At 54.7% G+C, this 23,386-nt stretch carries 23 protein-coding genes and 1 pseudogene; 1 reads left to right on the plus strand and 23 read right to left on the minus strand.

What is annotated here, in order from left to right; translation table 11 throughout:
• Positions 1 to 22: 22 nt before the first annotated feature.
• From D3878_RS13555 to D3878_RS13660, 23 genes and pseudogenes are all read right to left on the minus strand, one after another.
• Positions 23 to 847, minus strand: coding sequence for a DODA-type extradiol aromatic ring-opening family dioxygenase (locus D3878_RS13555; protein WP_119785978.1), 825 nt, complete (start codon positions 845 to 847; stop codon positions 23 to 25).
• A gap of 4 nt (positions 848 to 851) precedes the next feature.
• The gene (locus tag D3878_RS23800; protein WP_158592259.1) at positions 852 to 992 is read right to left on the minus strand and encodes a hypothetical protein; all 141 of its coding nucleotides are present in this window, start codon (positions 990 to 992) and stop codon (positions 852 to 854) included.
• 110 nt (positions 993 to 1,102) lie between these two features.
• Positions 1,103 to 1,264: pseudogene (locus tag D3878_RS13560) on the minus strand (acyl-CoA dehydrogenase family protein); the annotation flags it as partial.
• Between the two features lie 8 nt (positions 1,265 to 1,272).
• Positions 1,273 to 1,662, minus strand: coding sequence for a c-type cytochrome (locus tag D3878_RS13565; RefSeq protein ID WP_119785979.1), 390 nt, complete (start codon positions 1,660 to 1,662; stop codon positions 1,273 to 1,275).
• Complete coding sequence (locus tag D3878_RS13570) at positions 1,659 to 3,410, minus strand: FAD-dependent oxidoreductase (protein ID WP_119785980.1); 1,752 nt, start codon at positions 3,408 to 3,410, stop codon at positions 1,659 to 1,661. Before D3878_RS13570 ends, D3878_RS13565 begins: the two co-directional genes overlap by 4 nt.
• A gap of 63 nt (positions 3,411 to 3,473) precedes the next feature.
• Positions 3,474 to 4,775, minus strand: coding sequence for a DUF1329 domain-containing protein (locus tag D3878_RS13575; protein ID WP_199688162.1), 1,302 nt, complete (start codon positions 4,773 to 4,775; stop codon positions 3,474 to 3,476).
• Positions 4,776 to 4,792: 17 nt separating this feature from the next.
• On the minus strand, positions 4,793 to 6,478 hold the full coding sequence (locus tag D3878_RS13580; RefSeq protein ID WP_119785982.1) for a DUF1302 family protein: 1,686 nt from the start codon (positions 6,476 to 6,478) through the stop codon (positions 4,793 to 4,795).
• Between the two features lie 67 nt (positions 6,479 to 6,545).
• Entirely contained in the window at positions 6,546 to 8,933 is a 2,388-nt protein-coding gene (locus D3878_RS13585) for an efflux RND transporter permease subunit (protein WP_119785983.1), read from the minus strand.
• 50 nt (positions 8,934 to 8,983) lie between these two features.
• Complete coding sequence (locus tag D3878_RS13590) at positions 8,984 to 9,949, minus strand: WD40/YVTN/BNR-like repeat-containing protein (RefSeq protein WP_119787889.1); 966 nt, start codon at positions 9,947 to 9,949, stop codon at positions 8,984 to 8,986.
• Positions 9,950 to 10,198: 249 nt separating this feature from the next.
• The gene (locus D3878_RS13595; RefSeq protein WP_119785984.1) at positions 10,199 to 11,131 is read right to left on the minus strand and encodes a catechol 2,3-dioxygenase; all 933 of its coding nucleotides are present in this window, start codon (positions 11,129 to 11,131) and stop codon (positions 10,199 to 10,201) included.
• A gap of 75 nt (positions 11,132 to 11,206) precedes the next feature.
• Complete coding sequence (dmpG, locus tag D3878_RS13600) at positions 11,207 to 12,250, minus strand: 4-hydroxy-2-oxovalerate aldolase (RefSeq protein WP_338016806.1); 1,044 nt, start codon at positions 12,248 to 12,250, stop codon at positions 11,207 to 11,209.
• Positions 12,247 to 13,170 (minus strand): acetaldehyde dehydrogenase (acetylating), encoded by a 924-nt coding sequence (locus D3878_RS13605; protein ID WP_274381943.1) that lies wholly within the window; start codon positions 13,168 to 13,170, stop codon positions 12,247 to 12,249. Before D3878_RS13605 ends, dmpG begins: the two co-directional genes overlap by 4 nt.
• Positions 13,154 to 13,402: a 2-hydroxymuconate tautomerase gene (locus tag D3878_RS13610; protein WP_119787890.1), complete on the minus strand. Its 249-nt coding sequence runs from the start codon at positions 13,400 to 13,402 to the stop codon at positions 13,154 to 13,156. The genes D3878_RS13605 and D3878_RS13610 overlap by 17 nt, the downstream gene beginning before the upstream one ends.
• Positions 13,403 to 13,468: 66 nt before the next feature.
• A complete protein-coding gene (gene dmpH, locus D3878_RS13615) occupies positions 13,469 to 14,257 on the minus strand; it encodes a 2-oxo-3-hexenedioate decarboxylase (protein WP_420799579.1) in 789 nt (262 codons plus the stop codon).
• Between the two features lie 2 nt (positions 14,258 to 14,259).
• On the minus strand, positions 14,260 to 15,057 hold the full coding sequence (gene dmpE, locus D3878_RS13620; protein WP_119787891.1) for a 2-oxopent-4-enoate hydratase: 798 nt from the start codon (positions 15,055 to 15,057) through the stop codon (positions 14,260 to 14,262).
• Between the two features lie 18 nt (positions 15,058 to 15,075).
• Complete coding sequence (locus D3878_RS13625) at positions 15,076 to 16,536, minus strand: 2-hydroxymuconic semialdehyde dehydrogenase (protein ID WP_119785988.1); 1,461 nt, start codon at positions 16,534 to 16,536, stop codon at positions 15,076 to 15,078.
• Positions 16,537 to 16,793: 257 nt separating this feature from the next.
• The gene (locus D3878_RS13630; RefSeq protein ID WP_119785989.1) at positions 16,794 to 17,855 is read right to left on the minus strand and encodes an NADH:ubiquinone reductase (Na(+)-transporting) subunit F; all 1,062 of its coding nucleotides are present in this window, start codon (positions 17,853 to 17,855) and stop codon (positions 16,794 to 16,796) included.
• 11 nt (positions 17,856 to 17,866) lie between these two features.
• Entirely contained in the window at positions 17,867 to 18,226 is a 360-nt protein-coding gene (locus tag D3878_RS13635) for a phenol hydroxylase subunit P4 (protein ID WP_119785990.1), read from the minus strand.
• A 12-nt stretch (positions 18,227 to 18,238) separates the two neighbouring features.
• Positions 18,239 to 19,786 (minus strand): YHS domain-containing protein, encoded by a 1,548-nt coding sequence (locus tag D3878_RS13640; protein WP_119785991.1) that lies wholly within the window; start codon positions 19,784 to 19,786, stop codon positions 18,239 to 18,241.
• A 33-nt stretch (positions 19,787 to 19,819) separates the two neighbouring features.
• Complete coding sequence (locus D3878_RS13645; RefSeq protein ID WP_119785992.1) at positions 19,820 to 20,086, minus strand: MmoB/DmpM family protein; 267 nt, start codon at positions 20,084 to 20,086, stop codon at positions 19,820 to 19,822.
• Positions 20,087 to 20,095: 9 nt separating this feature from the next.
• Complete coding sequence (locus tag D3878_RS13650) at positions 20,096 to 21,091, minus strand: aromatic/alkene monooxygenase hydroxylase subunit beta (protein ID WP_119785993.1); 996 nt, start codon at positions 21,089 to 21,091, stop codon at positions 20,096 to 20,098.
• 43 nt (positions 21,092 to 21,134) lie between these two features.
• A complete protein-coding gene (locus D3878_RS13655) occupies positions 21,135 to 21,422 on the minus strand; it encodes a phenol hydroxylase subunit (RefSeq protein ID WP_119785994.1) in 288 nt (95 codons plus the stop codon).
• Positions 21,419 to 21,820 carry a 2Fe-2S iron-sulfur cluster-binding protein gene (locus tag D3878_RS13660; protein WP_233556328.1) on the minus strand — a complete coding sequence of 134 codons (402 nt, stop codon included), beginning with the start codon at positions 21,818 to 21,820 and terminating at the stop codon, positions 21,419 to 21,421. Before D3878_RS13660 ends, D3878_RS13655 begins: the two co-directional genes overlap by 4 nt.
• A gap of 507 nt (positions 21,821 to 22,327) precedes the next feature.
• Between D3878_RS13660 and D3878_RS13665 the strand changes: the two genes are divergently transcribed.
• Positions 22,328 to 23,383: an IS630 family transposase gene (locus tag D3878_RS13665; RefSeq protein WP_119787672.1), complete on the plus strand. Its 1,056-nt coding sequence runs from the start codon at positions 22,328 to 22,330 to the stop codon at positions 23,381 to 23,383.
• Positions 23,384 to 23,386 lie beyond the last annotated feature (3 nt).

Below are 23,386 nucleotides of genomic sequence, written 5' to 3' on the forward strand. Positions count from 1 at the left end.
AGCCTGTTTCCAGTAGCCGCTCTCAGCCAAACCGGTAGGCCGAGATGGCCACCTCAAGTACGCGGTCGGCAAACACACAGCGGCCGCTGTCGGCAGCGGCGGCGCCAGCCGCCACCAGCAGCGGCAACAAGTGTTCCTCTGCGCCCGGCGGATGCGACAACCGCGCCGACGGACCCTGCTCCCATTGCCGCAGGGCGGCGTCGCGTTGCGCCGGTGCGGATTCAACCGTCGCGGTCAGCCAGCGATCGAAATCGTCGGAAACCGGCCCGAAGCGCAGATCGCCATAGCCGCGCATGTTATGAAAACTCATGCCGCTGCCGACGATCAGCACGCCTTCCTGGCGCAGCGACGCCAGCGCGCGCCCGGCATCCAGGTGCGCCTGCGGGTCGAGGTCGGTACGCAGCGACAGCTGCACCACCGGAATGTCGGCATCCTGGAACATCAGCTTCAGTGGAATGAACATGCCATGGTCGAAACCGCGCACGGCATCTTCGCGCGCGGCGATGCTGGCCTGGCCCAGCAGTGCGGCGATGCGCTGCGCCAGTTTGGGACTGCCGGGAGCGTCATAACGCAGTTCGTAGGTATGCGGCGGGAATCCGTAATAATCATAGATCAGTTCCGGGTGCTGGCCGCTGGTGACACTGAAATCGCGCTCGAGCCAGTGTCCCGAGACCAGCACGATGGCGCTCGGCTTTTGCGGCAGGGTCGCCGCCACGCCCTTGAGAAAATCCGCCATGCGGTTCCAGGTGTCGGGCGGATTCCAGTCCATGAAAAAGCAGGGGCCGGCGCCGTGCGGGATGTACAGGGTCGGCATGCTTGCTGAAACAGAAGTTTGATTGATTGACATGGTGCTACTCCTGTCTGATGAATTGCCAGGACAATAGCACGCTACACATCAATCTCGCAGCGCGCATGCCGAGCTTGTCCAGCAAAACGCGGTCGGCATCGAATTGCGGCGGGCCGTACTGGTCCAGAATATGTTGGGGCGTCATCAAGCTAACCTATTATTGAAGAATGCTTCGCAGTAGCGAGCGACAAAAAAATGCTCGCATCCGTGAAGAGTACGAGCTGAAACCACATTGGAAGTGGTGGAGAAACTGAATTACGCTGTTTCGCCAAACAATTCTCGGCCGATCAGCATGCGGCGGATTTCTCTGGTGCCGGCGCCGATCTCGTAGAGCTTGGCATCGCGCCACAGGCGTCCGGCCGGATATTCATTGATATAGCCATTGCAGCCGAGTGCCTGGATCGTCTCGCCCGCCAACGCGGAGACTACTTCCCTTTTTCTCCCGTCAAATAGTCGACGATTTGCCCTCGGTACTTGGCATCATCAAGGAAGTAGGTCATCAGTGAACCCGGCGCAACTTGTTGGGTGTCGGTAAGCCAGGCATCGAGCAGCTCCTTGGTCCAAACCTTGCCCGTCAGTGCCTTCTTGAACGCAGGAGAGTAGGCGAAGCCGGGCACGCTACCGGCTTTTTGGCCTATTAACCCGTAGAGATTCGGACCCTGCCCGTTCGGACCACCCTTGTTGAAACTATGGCAGTAGGCGCAGCTGTTTTTAACTAAGGCCGGCAATGCCAGCTCACCGCTCGTTGCTTGGGCCATCACTGAACTTGCAAAAAAAAGTAGTGCGCCACCGCACCAGACATGGAAATTTTTCATGCCGAAACCTCTTTCACAGATTCCTTTTGCAAGGCATTGGCAGCACGGTAAGCGAATGTGATGATCGGCCCCAATGTTGCACCACCTGACCAATACGCCGGACCAGATGCTGATGCGACGCAATTGCCAACCCCATACAAACCGGGAATCGGCTTGCCATTCACATCAAGAATGCGGCCATGCGTGTCGGTTCTTGGGCCGCCTTTTGTATCCAGCGAACCCGGCCCGAGCAAAGCAGCGTAAAACGGCCCCTTGTCACTGATGGGCGACATGGTGGGGTTTTTCTTCCCTGGCGCAGTCTTGACATTGCCATTAAACAAGAGTTCGACGGGGCGCTCGCCACGATGGAAATCGGTATCTTTTCCGCTGCGGGCAAAGCCATTGAAGCGCTTGATCGTCTCATCCAGATTCGCGACAAATTCCGGCGCCAGCGTAACATTGACCTGTTCGCGATACTTTGCAAGTCGCGCGGCGATATTTTTCGCCAGTTCTGCCCGCGTCGCCCCCTTGATCACGTGGCGGTCATCGCTACCGGGCGGAACGATATACGATCCATAATTTGCTTCAGCGCAGTTGTCTTGCGCCTGCTGGTCCCAGATCGCAACGAGCAAAGCGTTCGGAAACTCTTCCCTAGTGCCGTCCCAAGCCCAAAATGCACGGGTCATTTCGTTGTACTGCAATTTCTCATTGACGACACGACGTCCGTACTTATTGACGAATACCATCGAATCGCCAGAGGGCATGAATGCCCCCCACATCGAACCTTCCTTGGCAACTGCTTTCTCATACACAACCGGGCAATTCCATGCATGGTTCATGTTGCCAAGTTGCATGCCCAAAGGACTCGAGATGCGGATCAAGTCGCCTTCGTTCGAGTTGGCGGCACACCCCCCTACGATGTTGCCCCCCAAAAAATCGCGACGCAATTCCGGATCATGGGTAAAGCCGCCGGTACCGAACACCACCGCTTTTTTTGCCCGGAATCGCAACTGTCCCCCATCCGGTGCCGTCACTTCGACGCCGATGACCTCGCCCCGATTGTTGCGAATGACGCCCTGTACGCGGTGCGAGGTTTTGATGGCAATGCCGTCACGTCGCGCAGCAGCAGAGAGCGCACGGATCCCGAACTTGCCACCATCATGCAGCTCTGCGCCTGCGGGCTGCAATGCACGTCCCGTCGGCGCCTTATTCTCGGGCAACTCGGCCCAATAGTCAGGTACTTCCTTCCTATGCTGATAGGGCAATGCATTCTTCTCGTTAAGCAATTCAGCTGCGGTCGAGGCGGTGTCATAGAACGCCTCACACATCTCGTATTGCCAATCGCTCAATCCCAGTTTTGGTAGCGCTGGGTTATAGGCATGCGTCGCCGTCAGGCGCGCGACCAGCTTCATGAAATCAGGTTTTGGGTCGGCAATTCCGGCCTTTTGCATGGGGACATTATTCGGAATCCAGTACCAGAAACCCGACTTGGCCGTGGTACCACCAACACTGCCCGCTTTTTCAAGAACCAGCACCTGATTGCCTTGCCAGCGTGAAAACAACGCAGTGCCCAGCCCTGCTGCGCCGCTGCCGCACACGATCACGTCGTATTCGGCATCAAAGCGCTGCTCGCCCTTGGTAGATGCAGAAGCCGTCTGTGTGAGTGCGCCCAGCGCCCCCGCAGTAACTGCCCCTGCGGCCCCCAAAAAACTACGCCGCGAAAGCTTGCCGTTCGCAAGGTCCTCAATTTTTTTTACATCTTTGCTCATACACTTTGTCCCCATTTTTAAATTTGCAGCGGCGGAGACCGCCGCGGCTGCAAGGTCAATATACTACTGGAAACTTTCCAATATTTCGGCGTTGAATTTGGTCGCATTCATCCCGGTATCGTTCACCCCGGGATCCGTATGGAAGGTCGAGTGCCCGGACTTCACATCCAGGTATTCTCCGGACACGACAGAGATGTAGCGGATGCCGGATTTAACGCCAGTTCTCGTCTGAAAGTTGTACTGCATCCAGCGCCAGAACTCCCCTTTCTTGTCATACGCCTCACCTAAATAAATCGCATTGGTAGCAACATCGGCGTAGACCACCTTCTTGCTATAGGGATGCTCCGGGGGCGGGGTTCCTTCGACCACCCACACTTCACGTGGAGTGACGTTGTGGGTTGACGTCGCATAACCTTGGGAGATATTAAGGTGTGGCCACTCCTCGGCCGTACCCGCCTTGTCCTTGACGCGCTTGAGCTCGACATCGACTGCAGCAAGGATCCAACGCTTGCCGAGCAGCTTGGCAGATTTGTAACGCGATGGGCGTGAATTCCAGATATTGATGTCGTCATTGATGAAATCAAACCCGGCAACATTGTCCATCCAGGCATTGCCGGACAGGCGCCGGATCCGGCGGGCAGACTTGATATATGCCCACTGGTCATCCAGCTTTCCAGCGACATCGTATTGCACCGTCATGGTGCCCACGCCTTTCAAGTCCTGCGGCGCCCGCGCCACCAGCGCTGTCTTGTGGAGCACATCTTGCTCGCTCGGGAAAGCCATCTCCCCGCCCCACAAGCGGCCGCGGTTGTAAATGCGCTGATAGGCATAGAACTGCGTGGCCTCGTAGCCATTTTTATTCGCCGTTACGAAATGCACATCCTGGTTCAAGTCCGAACCGGTCGATGCGCCGTAGTAATAATTCCAGATGACCTTGTCGCCGGCGAACGGATCCGCCGGGTCGATATTCGGAAATGGCTTGCCTGCGACATAGCCTGTCACTTCCCTGGTCTGCGGATCAAACTTGACCTGGCCAGAATATTTTTTTGTCGCTTCTACATACTTCGGATCCAGTGTCGGCTCTTTGCTCTTCACGAGCGGGAATTTCTTATCATAGTTTCGGACCATCCATTCCATCTTCTCCGTCAACAGATCACCGATCTTGTGTCCCATGAAGGTGTCATTGCGAACCTTGTCGAGATTGCTCTTGCTGATGACCGTCCCCTCAGGCAACTCCGCAGCAAACGACGAAGCGCTCAGGGAAAGCAGGATGACTGCCATTGACGTGACAGCTTTTCGCAACGTAATGGTATGCATGGTGGGCCTCATTTTTTTAGCTGATACGTGGATAATTGAGTTGTTCATTGCACGATTTCCTTTTCTCAGAACTGATAGGTGGCACGAATAGTTGCGTAGTCATGGCGGTTCATAGCGGCAAAGCCTGCGCTTTGATATCCTGGGTCGACAATATTGTCGGTCCTGGCGTGATCAGCACGGAAGAACACGGCGTCAGCGGAAAGACGCCAGTTGTTGCCGATGTTGTAAGTCACACTCGGAATAAAGAAGCTGGTGCGCGCCTGGAACTCCCGTCCAACGGCCAACATGTAGGTAAGCCGAGAATTCATGTACGGAAACTGCATGAGCGCGGTACCGATCGTGTAATGTTTGCGCAGTGGTGCCGCACCGCCAACCGCGGCGACAACGTCCTCACCACTTCGCAATTGAGGCACCCAGGTGTCAAATATCTGGATGGACGAGAACGAAGGGGCATTCGTGCCAAGCCAATCCTGCAAACGCACCTGCTTGTCTATCCGCAGGGTGGTCTGAACCACATCCTTCTTGACGATCGGGCCCATCGTGCCGGCATTGTTGGGGATCTGGAAAAAACCGCTGGCATTCGGCACACCGCTGACATTCGAATTCGAATTGAACAGACGGCCTTTCTGGTATGCCATCTCGAAGTTCACGACCGCATCGATCGTCTGGCTTTCACCGCTGGCGCTGAATCCGAAGACATCGATGATTGGATAAATCCAGTCGCCATATGCCTTGTTTTGCGGCGCCTGCTTGTAATACAGGCTTCCCACGCAGCCGCTGGCATCCCGCTGTCCCGCGCCGGCGAACACACCACAGGGATTGAGAACGAAGTCCGGCTGGAATACGCGCTGGTAACCCAACGCATAATTCAGGTTCCCCGCCGTGCCCGCCCAACGAATCGCCCCTGTGACCTTTTTGTAATCTGCGTCCGGGTGGTCATAATTGAATGCGGTTGCATACGCCAGGTAGTCAACACCCATGTTCGGCGAAGCCGACCAGCGTCCGCCTGAAATGTCATAGGTGTTGCCGATGTCTTTCTTGCGATCCCAGCCGGGACGCACCACAACTTGCAAACTGCCTTGCGCCTCGGGCACGGCAATCTTCACATTGGCCATGATGAGCGGCTTGCGCAGCTCGTCGCTTTCAGGCTCGCCAAACAGGCGCCAGCGATAGTCGAAGCCATGGAGCAAATCGTTCGGGTGGAAAAAATCGGTCTCCCCGAATACAACTTGTTGCTTGCCGAGACGAACGGAAACGCGCTCACCCAAATTAAAATCCGCGTAAAACTCACGCAACTCACCTTGATTGTAGCTATCGCGAACATTGCAGCCGGGGCCCACGGGCGAGCCCGCGATCGTCGCGCTATAACAAGAGCGCGATTGCAATTCCTTTTGATAGGAGGTGATCGCTTCACGATCCACTCGGCCAACTGCTCGCCATGTCACCGGACCGCTCTTGGCATCGGCAGTCAGTTGCACCGCTGCACGCTGCATCATCATTTTTCCCTTGCCGCCCAACTGGGAATAGGGCGGCTGCCCAGGGAGCGGACTGGTTACATCGATCTTGTCGCGCAGGTTCCATGACAGCCAGGTGCGGGCGTATCCACCCACCTTGAAATAATTCCCATTTGATTCTTCCTCAACAGCCGGTTCATCTGCAGCCATGGCATTGCTACAAACTGCCCCTAGCACCAGAATGGATGCCGCAGATCGTCGCAACACGTCGATTGTTTTGTCTGATATATTTTTCATGTCTCCTCCATTGTCATATTTAATTACTACCAATTAAATCCACCACTGCCTGTCGCCCGCTCATGCACTAAGCGGCCATCACCATTCTTCTCGCGGGCATCGCACCGCAATCAGCGACCGTTTTTTTTCGCTTACTCATCACGAATTCCGGTTTGAATACGTAGACCATCGACGGAACAATGAAGAGTGCGCTGAATGAAGAAACGAACAGCCAGATCGCCATCAGGATGCCCATCTCCGCCTGGAATCGCAGTGATGACGAAAACCACAGGACCACGCTCACAGTCAAGGTAAGCGAGGTAATCAGGACGCCCATGCCCGCAGTGCGCAAGGCCTTGGCGATCGCAAGTTCCAGGTTGTCGTTCTCATGCAATTCCTCACGGATCGCGTCGACGACGTAGAACGCATAATCAACGCCAAGGCCGATTCCGAGTGCAGCAACCGGCAGCGTACTCAAGGTCATGCCAATGCCCTGCCATGCCATCACACTAAAGGTGATGGTATTGGACAGCACCACGGGCACCATGAAAAAAATACCTGCGCGCGTGGACCTGTAAGCCACGGCACAACAGATGACGAGAACAAGCAAAGCCAAGGCGATACTCTCGATCTGACCAGCAAAGATCACTTCGTTGACGGCAGCTGTCACACCAATCAGGCCGCCGGCAAGCACGTACTTGCCCTGCTCTATCGGGTTTTCCGCAATGAATTCCTTGACGCGATGGATCGCCGTGCGAATCGTTTCGCCACGATGGTCCTTGAAAAAGAAAGTTACTGGCGCAGAAGTTTGCTGCGGCTCCATGAAACGGGCGGCATCGCCGGCATCGGGGCCCCACATGTAGAGCAGCTCGCCGTTTTCGTTGGCACTCCGGCCAAGGTCGCGGTAGCGCGGATTACCCTCGCGCAGCACTTGATTTACCATCGGCAAAATATCGACGAGCGAGAGGCTGCCGCCGATCTCGGGTTGCGCTCCCATGAAGCGCTGCATAGACGCCATGCTATTCAACACTGCTGGCTCCTTGATCGCACCGGGCTGCTTTCCTTCGAATACAACATACATGCGGTCCGCACCCTGGAACTGCTTATTGATGGCAGCGGCATCCTGGTTATAGCGAGAGTCCCGCCACAGGATGGGCGAACCTGCGTCGGCGTCACCCACCTGCAGCTTGAAAGCGTATGCGCCGGAACCGAGCAATACCACCGCCGTGCCCGCCAACACAAAGTAACGCCGGCGCGATGTCGCCACCGCGATGCAAAGGTCCAGTAAGCGTTCCAGGGCCGGGGCGATATTGATCGGATGCGCAAATCCCTTTGGCTGCTTGACCCAGGAAAGCAAGACCGGGGTCATGACGCACGCGCACAGACCGATCGTGAGCACCCAGATGGTGCCAATGAGCGAGATTTTTTGCATCAATGGGATTGGCGTGAGAACCACGACAACCATGCATCCGGCATCGGCAACCACGCCAAGCATCCCCGGCTTGAACAACTGCAGCATCGCGGAACTCGCTGCTGCACGCGGCGTCGACGCGCCCGTCGCCAGTTCATCCCCGAAGCGTGTCACCAGTTGCACGGAATGGGAAATCGAACGCGCCGTAATCAGGAAGGCAATCACGATAACCAGCGGATCAAGGTTGTAACCGATCAACCGCGCCGCACCCAACGCCCAGATAGCGCTCGTTGCGCCGGCAAGCAAGGGCAACAAGGTGCCACGCCAGGTACGCGCAGTCACGAAGAGCAGCGCCAACAGGCAGGCCAGCGTCATCATGAAAATCTGCATCGTTTCCGGGACATAGAAGTCCACCCAGCCGAACAGGATAGGTTCACCCACCACCCGTACGCGCACACCGTCGCCCTGAGCAGAATCAACGAGCTTCATGATCTGGGGGAAAATCTTGCTGTAATCGACCTCATTTTCGTAAAAGTCGACAGTAATCAGGGCGGCCTTCAAATCCTGAGACACATAGGCCCCATAGATCAATGGGCTCTTCAGGACTGTATTCCTGAGCGCATCCATCTCTTGCGCCGTCTTGGGAACATCCGGGAACATGACTGGACTCGATTCAATCGCATCGGTAGAAGACTTGATGTCTTTCAACTTACTCGATGCCAACGAGAGAATCTGGAACGGATTGACGCCATGAACGAGCGCCAGATCGTTGGTGAGCTTCTTGACTTTTTCGAGCGCTCCGATGTTGAAGATATCGCCCTGCTCCACTTCCACCATGATGCTGACCATATTCGATCCGCCAAAATCCTGGCGGAAGCGTTTATGTACTTCAATGTAGTCATGACTGGTGGGCAGCAGGTCGTCAAACACGGTCTTGACTTCGACCCGCGCAGCGAAGAATCCCATGACCAGTGTCAGGAGCGTAAAAATGACGGTAACTGCAATACGGTGCCGGATGCATGCCTCGACAAATTTCTCGAGCCTGCTTGATTTGGAAGTCTTCATATGTATCTCTTCTTTAAATGGCGCACTCTGGAATTGGGCATTGATATGGCTTACAAAACGTTTGCCGGCGTCACGACGACCCGCGAACCGGACAAGTAGTAATGCCCCTCATGCATTGCAATCGCGGTGTACCAGTTGCGATCGAGCTCGGACAATCGGGTCGCTTTCCATTCGGCGCCCTTGGCGTCGCCCACCAGAATCGCGCCGTTGGCACCCACTGCCAGCCAGCGCTGGCCATCCCACATCACGTTGAACATATGCTCGGCCGAAGCCTTGCTGGCCAGCTCCCATTTTCCACCGCCATCACGCGTGACCAGAACGATGCCGCCAAGACCGACGGCAACACCCACCCCGTCGTCATTAAACGAAACCGACATCAAGCTGCTTTTGGCAGGGACCGTGACCTTGCGCCAAGTGGCGCCGTTGTCGTCGGAAACCTTGACCCGACCGAATTCTCCAACCAGCCAAACCTGATTCTTCGTGATCGCAATGTCATTCCATGCCGAGTCTTCGTGCGCGCCGGCTTGTCGCCAGGTTGTGCCGAAATCTGTTGAATGCAGAATGTTGCCAGCCTCACCAGCCGCCCATGCGCTGCCGCCAGGCTGCACCAAAACAGTCAACAGTTTGTTTGCGATGCTCGACTTTGGAACTTCGACATTGCGCCAGCTTTGGCCGCCATCCTCGGTTACCACCACCACCCCGCCATTGCCGACCGCAACGGCACGCTGCTTATCCCAGGCGGACACGCTTTGCAATGTCTCTGTGACGCCGGTAGCCTGAACTTGCCATTCGGCGCCACCGTTTTCTGTTGCCGCAATTTTTCCGTTGCTGCCAACGACCCATACCGTTGAACGATCCGCCACCGACAAGCCGTAAAAGCCTTCGCCGCGCGCGAAAACAGGAATTGATACAGAGCCTCCGGCGGGCACCGGCTTGATGAAAAGTCCTGCATAGAGCAAGCCACCGACGATCAACAGCGGGAGCGCGGACATGAAAAGTTTGAGAGCACGTTGCATTTTTTTACCATTCCACATGTATTAAAGGGCGGCTAATACGGCTGATATTCATGCTATTTTCCGAAGGCATTACAGTCCAATGCTTTTTATATCAACCGTCGATACCGAACCCGTATCAACAATTTTTTCCAGACCAAAAAGTCACATCAACCGCCCGGACAACAAGTCTTGAATGAGCGCGCGCCAAGCGCTCTGCCGACAACAGCAGCGCAAAGGGCAAGTTTTAAAGATCGGGATCGCCGCTGCCCATCAGGTCAAGACGTTAAAGAAACTTTCTCGCGGGGTGTTGTCCTGGGAAAAAGAGGCTGCTCCGAGGTCGCTCGTATCCCAGGTAAGCACCGGAGTGTCGGGATAGTGAACATAACCACCGGTGAACACTTCATTGCGGTTACCGGATGGATCAAAGAAATAAATCGTCGCACCGCGTGTAATGCCATGCCTGTTGGTATTTACATCAACGGGAATGCGATATTTTCCGATCAAGTCCGCAGCATGGAAAAGATCGTTGATCGAATCCAGAAGGAAGGAAACATGATGGAATCGATTCGGCTCTGGTTGCAGAACGAATGCGACATCATGCGGCTTGGTAGAGCAACTGACAAACAGCGCAAGCGACTGTTTGGAATCCGCATCCACCAGACGCTCTGTCATATCGAATTCGAACACTTCCTGGAATAGCTTGGCGTTCTCGTCAATATTCACGCCGCCTAACAGCACATGGTCAATGCGGTTGATCCGGAAGCCGCGGACGACACCTTCGTCTGGCATCACCCCTGGATTACTGGTCCCCAGCGTATTGCCGATCTGTTCTTTTTCAGCATAAAGATGCATCGTGTGACCGCTCGGCAGGACAAACTGCAAGCGTCGACCACTTTTTGGATAGACGCCAGCGGCAATACGTTCCACCGGAATTCCATAGGCATTTAACTTTTCTTCGAGATCCGTAAGAGTTTGGTCGTCGTAAACCTTGAATGCGAAGGAGTCGATTCCGGCAGAGTCTGCCTCGCGCAACACGATGCAGTGGTGATCATGCTCATCCCACGCCTTGTAATAATGCTTACCCTCCGCGTCGGTCATCACTTCAATCAGACCCATGCGGTCGCCATAATGGCGGCGGGCCGCCTTCATATCCAATACCCGGATGCAAACCTCGCCCAATCGCAGAACGCCTCTTAGTGCCATTTTCGTCTCCTTAAAATTATTTAATATTTGTTGCAATGAGGGCCGCCAGCCTGGCCACCGCCCATCAAGGGTTGATCAAGCAACGGCTTTCAAAAGACCGCGCTCTTTGGCCATCGTCATCGCAGTGTCTTCAATCATGTCTTCCTGGCCGCCGATCAACTTTCTGCGGCTCATCTCGATCAAGATATCGCGCGCCGGCACGCCATATTTCTTTGCTGCCCGTTGGGCCGGATACAGGAAAGTGGAATAGACGCCTGCGTAGCCAATCGTGAGCGATTCGCGGTCTACTCGCACCAGGGTATCCATCAATGGCACAACGATTTCTTCGGCAATGTCCATCAGTTTAAAAAGATCAACACCTGTTTCAATGCCCATCCGATCGCACACGGCGGCGAAGACTTCGAGCGCCGTATTCCCTGCACCTGCGCCAAGACCACCTACCGATCCATCGATCCGGTTTGCGCCGGCCTCCAATGCAGCGATGGAATTTGCCACGCCCATGCCGAGATTATTGTGGCCATGAAAACCAAGTTCGGTCTCCGGCTTCAGGACATCGCGGAGTAGGCGGATACGCGCCTTGACATCCTCCGGCAGCAGGTAACCTGCGGAATCCGTGACATAAATGCAATTGGCGCCATAAGACTCCATCAGCAATCCTTGCTTGAGCAGACCTTCCGGAGAATTCAGGTGCGCCATCATCAGAAAGCCGGTCGTATCCATTCCCAGATTTTTCGCACAGGCGATATGCTGCTCGGCGACATCGGCTTCTGTGCAATGCGTAGCCACATGCACGCTGTGCACCCCGCATGCGCGCGCAGAACGCAATTGGTCCATGCTTCCCAGACCAGGCACCAGCAACACAGATACTTTTGCCTGCTTAAGTTTCGGAATTACTGCATTGAGATATTCTTCGTTGGTATGTAGCGCACGCCCAAGATTCAGTGAATGACCGCCAAGACCATCCCCATGCGTCACTTGAATCAACGGGACACCGGCATCATCCAGCGCGGTGGCAACACGCACCATCTCGTCCAGTGTCATCTGATGATGCTTGGAGTGCATACCATCGCGCAGACACATGTCATGCAAAAATACTTTTTTTCCTTTTAAAGACATCACGCGATCTCCTTCTGTTTCGGCGAGAGTTTCAGTGCTCCGGCGAGCATCTGTTCTGCAAACATTTCCGCTGTGCGCGTTGCCGCTGCAGTCATAATGTCCAGATTGCCGGCATAGGTTGGCAAGTAGTCGCCCAAGCCAGCCACCTCCATATAGACAGAAACCTGATGACCGTCGAAGACGGGGCCGTTGACAAGCCGATAGCCTGGAACATATTTTTGAACTTCTTTGATCATGGCCAGAACTGACGCAATGATGGCTGGCTGATCCGGCTCGCCTTCTGTTTCGCAGTAGATCGTGTTTCGCATCATCATTGGCGGCTCGGCCGGATTGATGATCGCCATTGCTTTACCTGACTTTGCGCCGCCGACTTTCTGGATCGCGTTCGACGTCGTGCAAGAGAATTCATCCAAATTCTTGCGGGTTCCTGGCCCGGCGGATTTTGACGAGATGCTGGCGATGATTTCTCCATACGCTACGGGCTGCACACTTGACACCGCATAGACGATGGGGATCGTTGCCTGCCCCGCACAGGAAATCATGTTCACATTCATCTCACCACGTTCGGCAATCGAGCGTAGATTGACCGGGGGAACGCAAAGCGGTCCAATTGCGGCCGGTGTCAAGTCGATTACCATGACGCCAAGCCCATTGAGCTTGCGTGAATTTTCCGCATGCACATAGGCAGATGTGGCGTCAAATGCAATCTTGATGCCATCTGCTTCAATATGCGGCAACAATCCATCGATGCCTTCAGCGGTTGTCTTGATGCCCATCTTTCTGGCAAACGCAAGACCTTCCGAGTCTGGATCAATCCCGACCATCCACACTGGTTCCAGCACCGCACTACGCTGGATTTTATAGATCAGATCTGTTCCAATATTGCCGGAGCCGATCAGTGCGCATTTAATTTTTTTCATGATTTGCCATCCCATAAGTCGCGTTGAGAGTCTCGCTATGGACTCGCTCAAGATGTTCCCCTCTGGTTTTTCCGGAAACCGCAAAATGCTCCGGCAATAACTCGTCAATCAAGATCCTTACTTGATCGGATTTAACACCCAGGGCGTTCGTCACTGCGTCGGTAATGCCTGCTATCAGGGCGCGTTTTTGAATGACAGAACGGCCTTCAAGAAGGTGAATTTCAATAATTGGCATTTTTTCCCCTAATGAGCTGGTAGAACCCTTTTCGTTGATCAACTTTCATGTAGCGCTCAATGCTGGTCATATAAACCGCATGGAAACACTTCCAAGTTCCTGAAATCGTGCCGTCACGTGATCGCCCGCCTTTACCGGAATCGCTTCGGTAATTCCACCGCTCATGACGAAACTGCCAGCCGCCAGTTCTTCACCTTGCGCATGCAGGATATTGACCAGCCTGGCGATCGCTTCTGCAGGATGGTCGAGTACCGCTGCCGAGGCGCCCGTGGCGACAATTTCGCCGTTAATCTCAATCACTACACCGAGCGTACGCAGGTCGAGATCAGACGTATTTCGCGCGCGTCCGCCAGCCACGAAACGGGCGCTGGAACTGTTGTCCGCGATGACGCTGGGGAGGTCAAATTTATACGCGGCATAGCGGGAATCGATCACTTCGACGGCAGGCAGAACAAAGTCGGTCGCCGCCAACACCTGCGCCCTGTTACAGTCCGGGCCGCGCAGCGCCTGCCTGGTGACGAATGCCACTTCACACTCCACGCGCGGATGAATCATCCCGGCGGCAACGATCGTGGAATTTTCCGGCCGTGCCATGTCGTGCGTGAGAAATCCGATCGCTGGCTCGTACACGTTCATCTGCTGCATTTTTGCCTTGGATGTCAGCCCGATCTTCCAGCCGATAAGGCGGTTGCCGCGCACGACCCAGCCGCGACGAAGTTCCTGTTGCACGGCGTAGCCATCTGCCACGGTCATTGCAGGGAATTCCTCTGTCAGCAGCGGAATGACATGGGCCGTGGTTTGCGCTTCAGCCACGCGCTCCGCAAGGCGAATAATGTCTTCCTTTTGCAATGTCAGGCTCATGCCGCACTCCTTCCAGAAAATGCAACCTTGCAGCTTCCCAGGCCGCCGATGGTGCAAACAAGTTCATCACCATCTTTGATCGGCAAAAGTGCTGATTGCGCACCAGACAGAATCACCTCGCCAGCCTTGAATGAAATGCCGAGTGCTCCGAGCGTGTTGGCCAGCCATGCAACGGCGTTGGCCGGGGATCCCTGGACCGCTGCGCCAGCGCCTGTCGACACCAGCTCGCCATTTTTCTCTACCACCATGCCGGCCAGCGTGATATCCAAGGTGCGCGGATCGCCTTTGGTTTTTCCCAGCACATATACGCCGCATGAGGCATTGTCCGCGACCGTATCCTGAATTTTTATCTTCCAGTCGGTAATCCGGGAATCGACGATTTCAAAGCAGGGCACGACATAATCCGTGGCACGGATTACATCCATTGCCGTAATGCCGGGACCAATCAAATCATCTTTGAGAACAAAAGCCAGTTCGGCCTCGGCCTTGGGCTGTATCAACGTATCGATATCAATCGTGCTGCCATCTGCATAACTCATGCCCGAGGTGAGCTGCCCGAAATCGGGTTGAAACACGCCGAGGAAATCCTGGATTGCCTTACTGGTGACACCGATTTTTTTTCCGACGATCGTCTCTCCGGCCTGCACGCGGCGCTCGATCATGCGCTGCTGAATCCGGTATGCGTCGTTAATGGTGATGTCGGGCTCTCGCTCAAGCAGCGGCGCTACCGTCTTTCTTGCGACCAATGCCTCGTACAACTCATCACCATACTTCTCGATTTTCTGAGCATTCATCATCTGAGTCTTCCCCTATCAAAGCTTGACGCAGATATTGCGCGTCTCGGTATAGAACTCCAGGGAATGGATGCCGCCCTCGCGACCGATCCCGGATTGCCCGGACCCACCAAATGGCGTGCGCAAATCTCGCAAGAACCAGCTGTTGATCCAGGTAATGCCAACTTCCACGCGCGCAGCAACGCGGTGCGCACGCGCAAGATGTTGCGTCCAGATCGTCGTGGAAAGCCCATACTGGGAATCATTGGCAAGCTTGACCACTTCGTCTTCGGTGTCGAACGGACGTATGTGGCAACATGGGCCAAAAATTTCTTCCTTCACGACTGCGGCATCGTCGGCAAGGCCGGTCCAGATGGTGGGCTGCACCCATGCGCCGCCCTTGAGCTCAGCCGACATGTCGGGCACGCCGCCGCCCGTAACCAGACTGGCACCGTCGTCCAGCGCTTTTTTGTAATAGGAAAGTACTTTGCGCTGGTGCTCCAGGCTGATGAGGGGGCCGAAATTCACGGCGTGATCCTCCGGCCGACCGAACTTCACAGCCTCAGCCTTCAGCTTCAATGCCTGCACAAATTTTTCAAAGATCGGACGTTCGACATAGACCCGCTCCGTGCCCAGGCAGACCTGCCCGCTATTGAGGAAGGATGAGCGGAAAATTCCCTCGACTGCAGCGTCAAAATCGCAATCGGCGAACACGATCCCGGCATTTTTTCCGCCCAGTTCAAACGATACGTCGCGCATTCCTTCGGCCGCCGCTTTCATGATGGCGGTGCCGGTGCGCGTCTCGCCTGTAAAGGTGATGGCATTGATACCTTGATGCTGGGTCAGAAATTCTCCAGCCGATCCTGGCCCGAAGCCATGCACGACGTTATAAACGCCTTTCGGTATGCCGACCTTGTTCATGACTTCGCCAAGCAATGCTGCCGTCTGCGGCGTTTCCTCGGAAGGTTTCACGACCACGGCATTGCCACATGCGAGCGCCGGACTGACTTTCCAGGTCATCAGCAGGAATGGCGCGTTCCAGGGGCAAACAACGCCGATGACACCCTTGGGTGAGCGGATCGCATAGTTCAGCGCGCCACGCCCGTCTGGCGTAGCCATCTGAAAGGACTCGGCTGCGACGTTTTTCACCACATCGGCAAAGACCTTGAAATTGGCTGCACCGCGCGGAATGAAGGCATGCGTCATGACATGATGCGGCTGCCCCGTATCGGCCATTTCTGCGGCAACAAAATCATCGAAGCGACGCGTGATCTCATTGGCGACTTCGTACAGAAGTTCCGTCCGTTGATCGATCGTGATCCGGCTCCACTCTCCCTGAAGCGCGGCGCGAGCGGCCCTTACCGCAGCATCCACCTCGAGCTGTCCCGCTTCGGAGACGCTGGCAATCAGCTTGCCATCCAGTGGCGATCGCTTTTCAAAGCGCTTTCCACCAATTGCGGAGGTGAACTCGCCGTTAATAAAATTCTCTATTTGATGCATGCCATCTCGCCTTTTTTAATCAGTAATGCACACCGGGGCGTGTAATGAAGCGACCATTCATCGTCACCTCTGTAATCACGTTTTTCGTCACAACATTTCCATCAGCGACTGGTTCTGCGATGGTTGTTGAAATCGAGTCTAGGTTTGCACCTCAATACCGTCAAATACCTTTGGAGGTAACTCTCATTTCCTTTTCGGTATCAATGGGCACAGCACTCAATGCGCGCTGCCATCCCCCCCTGACCGGACGCCACGAATCAGATCGCTTTGAATAAAGGACTGCGCACACGCTGGGCATCCGCGGCGGAAAAGAATTTCTCCATATAGATGTCACGTTCGAATAATCTTCCCTGCATGAGCGTCGTAATGCATGCATCGATCATGAGGGGCGGACCACATAGATATGCTTTATGTCCACGGAAATCATTATTGAAATGCCCCTTCGCCACCTCATGCACGAATCCTCTGGCACTAGTCCAGCCATTGCCATCAAGCTCGCCAGATAAGGCCGGGATATACGTGAAGTTGGGGTGCTCAGCCGCCAGGCGATCAAACTCCTCGTGGTAATAGAGCTCATCTCGGCTGCGCGCGCCATAGATCAAAGTAATGGGAAGTGTGCAACCGTCCTCGATCAATTCCAGAATCATTGATCGCGGACTCGACAAGCCGGATCCTCCCGCGAGAAAAAGCGAAGGAAGATTGGCCGACTTCCGTACAAAAAATCGTCCATATGGGCCACTCAAGCTCACGCAATCGCCTTCGCGCAATTCCTGATGAATCCAGCCGGTCACTGTGCCACCAGGTACATGGCGAATGTTCAACTCGATTTCGCCGTTCACCGAGGGCGCATTTGCAAGCGAAAATGCGCGCCTCGTCTGCCCGTCCGGCATGTTCAGATTGATGTACTGGCCAGCCTGAAAACGCATTCCGCCTGGACTATCGAGGCGAATCCAGATGCCTTTGATGGTTGGCGTAAGGTCCTCGATTCTGCTGACGACACCGCTAAAATCCTGAACCGGAAATTCCTGCGCATCCGGGTCTTCCTCGATATCGGCCTCGATCGTCAAATCGCTTTGCAGCGTTGCGCAACACGCCAGGCATTTCTGTTCGTCACGCTCGATATCCATGAGCGCGAAATTCGTTGCCTCGCCGTGTTCGATTTCACCATCTAGCACCTGCACTTTGCAGGTGCCACACACACCGTGGCCGCAGGCATGTGGCAAGTGGAGGCCTGCGCGCAGGCTGGCGTCAAGAATGGTCTGGCCTGCCTGAACTTCAATCGTGCGTCCCAGCGGTTCGATCGTCAGTTGATAGCTCATATAGACCCCTTTTACACTCCCACTCCGGCAAGCCCATCTCTGCCGGGTGTCTGGAAACGCAGGACATCTTTATGCTCAAGGCCGTTTTCCGCGATGGATTTATCCATGTCCGGTGTCCATGGCTGGCCAGACTTTAGCCAACACACTTGATTCCAGTCGATGCCGGAAAATTCCGGGTGCACGCCATAGGCATTGGCCAGGTGCGTTTCAACGACATCACGGAAACGGGTATCCGGTGGCAGGCAGAACACCGTCGGCGCGTAAAACAGCAGATGCTTGTCCCAACCGACATACAGCAATTGCGCGCCATGAAAGTTTTCTTTGCGGTCCTTGTTATCCACCGGATAAAGCTTGATTGATACAACAGGCATGTGTCTTCCCCCTTAGTTTTTTGTAGAGGCCTGGCGCCATTCGGCAAAATTTTTCTGGTCTTCCGATCCTTCGAAATCCAGATTGTCTTTTCCGAATTGCAAGTTCCAGTACGCCATGACAGATTTGATGGGATCGAAATCCGGCGCCGTCGGATCTGCGCCTTCAGCAAAACAATTTCCTTGGGAAATCTGGTGCGCAGGCAGCCACGCTTGAGAATATTTCTCCGGCTCTTTTTCGAAAATGCATTTGCAGTGATCGGAGCAGAAGTGAAACTTGTCGCCAAGGTAAGTGGTCTCCCGGTACGCAATCTGCGTCGGGTCATCCGGTTCGGTAAACATCATCGGGATCTGGCAGGTCTGGCAGAGCATCGGCATGGTCGTGCCATAGAAACGCTCGCCTTTGTCGGCCTTCTGCTTCCAGAATTCAAGACGGGGACGGTAATACTTGTCGAACGTGTCTGGATACTTCGACGCCAGCCATGTCATTTCTTCTTCACTTGGCAGCCAGGTGTGGAAATTGGTCATCCCGCCTGCAGTATAAAAAGCCAGCCATGCCTGATGCGAGATATGGTCTTTCTCCTTGCGGATCTGTTCGACGCATGCCGGCACCTTGATGCCATAGCGCGCCAGGTCGTCAAAGAGCGCCATGGCATTCTCTTCGAAGTAAATGCCCCATGCCTCTTTCCAGCTCATCACACGCTTCGGCAGCATGTAATCCATCATCATCGCAACCAGCGTCAGGACCCGCACGCCACGCCATGTCCATTTATCGATCCAGCCCTGAACGATCGGGAGATTGTCCGGATCCTGCTCCAGCATGAACTTGATAAATTCAAGGCCCAGCGTCATATGACGCGCCTCATCGGACTGCGCGGAAAAGCCGAATGTCATCGCAGCCATGTCGCCGTTGTGGGCTGCGCCGGAAATGAATGGAACGAACACGAGATTGGTGAGTACGTATTCGAACGAAAACCCGATGGCCGTGATGAACTCGAATGGCCCGGCGGTCATCGCATCTTCAAAGAATGACTTCGAGACCGACAAGTACCACATCTTGTCGTTCATGTTGCGCCAGTCATGGAGGCCGTTGTAGTACTTGTTGTAATTGGAGAGAGAGTGAATCTGCGTCTGCGCATGGCGAATTTCATCCAGCGACTGCATCTGGCACGCCACCGCAGGTCCAACGCCGCGCATCTGTCTGCCAATATGGGCAAATCCGCGATGCGAGTTGTATTCCAGTGATGGAAAAGCTGACATGATCAGCTTCAGCGCATTGAGATAGCGCGCGTCGGTGACACCAAGATGGCCGTTATTTTGAGCAAACGCATCAATAATGGCGTAAAGCTTTTTCTCTTTTTCTGCCTGATACTTCCAGTAGGAGTCCATCGTTAGCCGGAATGGATCTTCCCATTTGTCCCAATCATGAATCTTGATGCCCTCAAACTTCATGTAAGGATAAACATCATCCATGGACTCATAAGTAGTTTCCCAGCCCAGGTCGCGCGTCATCAGCGAGTACTTTTCTTTCAACCCCAGCTTTTTCTTGACTTGCATATCCATGCTATATCTCCTTGTACCCTCAATTGTTTATATTCATTTCCAGAACAGCGTAAATTCTTCTGCCGTCTCATCGACATGACCGGAAATGCTGATCAGGTGCAGCTGCAGTTCTTGCAGATCAAAGTCACGTCCGATTTTTTCTTCCACGGTTTCGCGTTTGATGACCATCCGGCCGGGAACGTCCACCTTGACCATTGCCGGCTGTTCGTTGACGATTGCCGTGGGGTTGTCTTCGACAATGGCGGCGATAATTGCGCGGCTTTCGTCGCTGGCCTGCAGAGCAATGAATACGTTATGCATGGCGGCTCCTCAGATTGACAGGCCGAGCCTGGCGGCACGCGCATTGAATGCATCGACAACGACATTGAGCGTTTCATTAGCCTCCGATTTCAATGCCTTCATCACCAGCGGCACCAGTGCTTCGACAGCACGCTCACGCCAGTAAGCCGCCCACTCCGACAACAACGCCTTGTTTTCTTCCGATTCTGCCGCCGCCGTCTTGATGCACGCGTCAATCCACTTGCTGGTTTCCACGTACCAGTCGGTCATGAATGATGTGACCATGGCGATTGGCGCGCCCCCGGAAGTCGTCATCTTCTTGTCAATGACGTTTTGATAGACGAGCGGGTAAAGCAAGCCGTCGAGCACGAAATTTTGTGCAACGAACAGCTCGAACCAGTCCTTTTTGACCAGCAGATTTTCTGTATAGCGACGCAGCCCTTGCCATTTCGGATTGACCAGCCATGCCTGCTTTGCGGAATCGAGCGCGTTGGCATCCGCCAGAAGGAGACCGATCCTGGTCAGGTACTGTGCAATGGCAAGATGGTCCATCGCATGAAATGTGCAGGGCTGGGTGATTGCGGTGCCGTATCCATACGCGCAGATATAGGTATTGTTCAGGTTGCCGCCCCATGCAAGGTGGCGTAAAGGCAGCAGTAGTTCGAGCGCTTGCTGCGTGACTTCCTCAGACAGCTGCTCGGTCAGATTGCGTGACTCGACAAAAACAAATCCTGCCTCGACTGCCTCATGCTGGCGCGCACGCGCCATTGTGTAGGTGCCATAGTAGAACTGGCGCGGATCCTTCAGCGCATACCAGTCCTTCATCACGATTTTTGTCCGACGCGGATCGTACAGCTCGTGGTCCGGATCCCATGTCGGGCGATAATGAAAATGCTCTGTCGGCTGAACGTCAAACGTCCCTTCCTGATATCGGGTCGCTGGCTTGTCACCGCCGATACGCTTTGCGATATGGTCAAAAGTCTGTCTTAATGGTTTGATGCTGACAGTGCGCAAATCGAGTTGCATGTGTTCTCCTCTATATTGTGGCGGCTGGTATTAGTTGCATTAATCAATGCCTGGACTTGAATCTTTCCGTGGTGGCGTCATGCAAATTCCATGACCATTCCTCGTCGCCCGGCGAAATCATTTTTTCGCCTACGAGAATCGTCACCTTATTGGCTAAACAGAACGCGTCGAACGCTTCATCCGCAAGGATTAACTCGACGAACAGCTCTGGCTCTCCGACGGAAAAATCAAATTCAATGAAGCCGTCACTACGCAGCTCGCGAATACGCACATACTTGTGTGCGGGATTAAACTGATTGACGGCCGTGCGATTTTTTTTATCGGATATCATCGCATCTGCCCCGAATGAATCGTCTGATGGGTTGACGTCGCCAGGAGGCGCTGCCCCAGTCTGCCGATAGCGCAGACCTGCAAGTCGCTGGCCGGATAGACGCAGCACGCGAGCAGACGCCCGGATCGCTCGTCATCTTCGCTGACGTGACGACGACTCATTTGCCGGGTATGCACCTGGCCAGATAGCACTTCCACCTTACAGACACCGCAACCGCCACCACGACAGCCCACCGGGATGCCTTTTTTCCCGGTACGTGCGATTGCCGCCAACAATGTCTCGCCTGCCTTGCAAGCTACGGTCTCGCCGCTATTGGATAGCCGGACCGTGAATTGGTACGCTGCGATTTGCCCAGACGTAGTAGTTGGCGTCTGCGCAAACATCGATGAAGCTGTCATGCCGTCTCCTAAGCTTTGTTATGCCGCGCGCAATTCACCAAGCGTTGGCGCGACTGTATTTGTATCGACTTAATAGCAACGACCATGCCAGCATTTAAGTGATTGATTTTTATAATATTTTTATTCAATCCACGTTTAGCCATGCGGGATGGCATGACGCAATGGTTCACGCCAACGCAGTGGTGTACGAATCCGTACAGCGATTAAAAGACGCGCGCACCCGGCATCAGTGCTGTCGCCTCGCGGTAGCAGCGCGTGCGAGATTGGCCTTACGAGGGAGAGATGCATGCCAGTACAGAGACAGCGAATACTGCGTTACGTCTGGCGACATGCCCGAGGCTGCAAAAGCATCTTGGCAATGCGGACTGATAGAAAAATCAGCCGATGGGAATTGCGTTGGGTCGATTGCTGGTGGTCTGCGCGACGCACCAGCAGGTGGAAAGAGCCTTGAAGCTAGTGGACTGTAACATTTAAAAACGAAGTATACTCATGCTCATGGAGGGCATGATGATACTCACCAAAAGCGAACGCATGGAGCTCCAACAACAGGTCAGTGCGAGGAATGGACGGGCAGATACTGCACGTCGCGCCCGGCTGATTTTGCTGCTGGCCGATGGCCATACCTGGGCCGATATCCGCGCCAAGCTCGATTGCAGCGACAGCTTCATTGATCTCTGGAGCAAGCGTTTTTCCGCAGACCGGCTTGCCGGACTGTTTTCGCGCCATGCCGGGCGGGAACGCTACAAGGTCACCGACCGCATCGAGGCACGCGTCCTGGCCCGAACCACGAAACACAAACCGGCCGATGGTTCGACGCACTGGTCGACACGCAAGCTGGCTGCCGAACTGGGCGGGGGGATTTCGCACATGGCGGTCGCGCGCATTTGGACCAAGCATGGCATCAAGCCGCATCGCCTCGAAGGCTATCTCGCCTCCAACGATCCCGACTTTGAAACCAAGGCCGCCGATGTGATTGGCCTCTACATGAATCCGCCCCAGCACGCGGCCGTGTTTTGCGTGGACGAAAAAACTGCGATCCAGGCGCTGGATCGGAAAGACCCAGTGCTGCCGTTGTCGCCCGGACGCGCCGAACGCCATGGATTCGAATACTACCGGCACGGCACGCTGTCGTTGTATGCCGCCTTCAACACCAGGACTGGCGAGGTGCTGGGCAAGACCGCTGTGCGACACACCTCGGCTGAGTTCGTGGCCTTCCTCACAGACATCGTCGCCAACCAACCCAAGGGCAAAGAAATCCACGTCATCGCCGACAATCTCTCCGCGCACAAAACCAAGCTCGTCGCGGCATTTCTGGAGGCGCATCCCACGGTGCATATGCATTTCACTCCTACATATTCATCCTGGCTGAATCAGGTCGAACTGTGGTTTGCAAAAATCGAACGCGACGTCATTGCGCGGGGCGTTTTCACATCGCTGACTGATCTCAAGAGAAAACTCATGCGTTACATCCGTCACTACAACACCCAGCCAAAGCCAGTGAAGTGGAAGTACTTCGATCCAAGCAAGCGAATCACTCCCGAATCAATTGTTACAGTCCACTAGATG

The organism is Noviherbaspirillum sedimenti (assembly GCF_003590835.1).
Taxonomy (GTDB): Bacteria; Pseudomonadota; Gammaproteobacteria; order Burkholderiales; family Burkholderiaceae_D; genus Paucimonas; species Paucimonas sedimenti.

Bases quoted from the DNA above. Each gene is read 5' to 3' on its own strand.
- D3878_RS13555 (WP_119785978.1), bottom strand. From the start codon at position 847: ATGTCAATCAATCAAACTTCTGTTTCAGCAAGCATGCCGACCCTGTAC.
- D3878_RS23800 (WP_158592259.1), bottom strand. From the start codon at position 992: ATGACGCCCCAACATATTCTGGACCAGTACGGCCCGCCGCAATTCGAT.
- D3878_RS13565 (WP_119785979.1), bottom strand. From the start codon at position 1,662: ATGAAAAATTTCCATGTCTGGTGCGGTGGCGCACTACTTTTTTTTGCA.
- D3878_RS13570 (WP_119785980.1), bottom strand. From the start codon at position 3,410: ATGAGCAAAGATGTAAAAAAAATTGAGGACCTTGCGAACGGCAAGCTT.
- D3878_RS13575 (WP_199688162.1), bottom strand. From the start codon at position 4,775: ATGAACAACTCAATTATCCACGTATCAGCTAAAAAAATGAGGCCCACC.
- D3878_RS13580 (WP_119785982.1), bottom strand. From the start codon at position 6,478: ATGAAAAATATATCAGACAAAACAATCGACGTGTTGCGACGATCTGCG.
- D3878_RS13585 (WP_119785983.1), bottom strand. From the start codon at position 8,933: ATGAAGACTTCCAAATCAAGCAGGCTCGAGAAATTTGTCGAGGCATGC.
- D3878_RS13590 (WP_119787889.1), bottom strand. From the start codon at position 9,949: ATGCAACGTGCTCTCAAACTTTTCATGTCCGCGCTCCCGCTGTTGATC.
- D3878_RS13595 (WP_119785984.1), bottom strand. From the start codon at position 11,131: ATGGCACTAAGAGGCGTTCTGCGATTGGGCGAGGTTTGCATCCGGGTA.
- D3878_RS13610 (WP_119787890.1), bottom strand. From the start codon at position 13,402: ATGCCAATTATTGAAATTCACCTTCTTGAAGGCCGTTCTGTCATTCAA.
- dmpE (WP_119787891.1), bottom strand. From the start codon at position 15,057: ATGAATGCTCAGAAAATCGAGAAGTATGGTGATGAGTTGTACGAGGCA.
- D3878_RS13625 (WP_119785988.1), bottom strand. From the start codon at position 16,536: ATGCATCAAATAGAGAATTTTATTAACGGCGAGTTCACCTCCGCAATT.
- D3878_RS13630 (WP_119785989.1), bottom strand. From the start codon at position 17,855: ATGAGCTATCAACTGACGATCGAACCGCTGGGACGCACGATTGAAGTT.
- D3878_RS13635 (WP_119785990.1), bottom strand. From the start codon at position 18,226: ATGCCTGTTGTATCAATCAAGCTTTATCCGGTGGATAACAAGGACCGC.
- D3878_RS13640 (WP_119785991.1), bottom strand. From the start codon at position 19,786: ATGGATATGCAAGTCAAGAAAAAGCTGGGGTTGAAAGAAAAGTACTCG.
- D3878_RS13645 (WP_119785992.1), bottom strand. From the start codon at position 20,086: ATGCATAACGTATTCATTGCTCTGCAGGCCAGCGACGAAAGCCGCGCA.
- D3878_RS13650 (WP_119785993.1), bottom strand. From the start codon at position 21,091: ATGCAACTCGATTTGCGCACTGTCAGCATCAAACCATTAAGACAGACT.
- D3878_RS13655 (WP_119785994.1), bottom strand. From the start codon at position 21,422: ATGATATCCGATAAAAAAAATCGCACGGCCGTCAATCAGTTTAATCCC.
- D3878_RS13660 (WP_233556328.1), bottom strand. From the start codon at position 21,820: ATGACAGCTTCATCGATGTTTGCGCAGACGCCAACTACTACGTCTGGG.
- D3878_RS13665 (WP_119787672.1), top strand. From the start codon at position 22,328: ATGATACTCACCAAAAGCGAACGCATGGAGCTCCAACAACAGGTCAGT.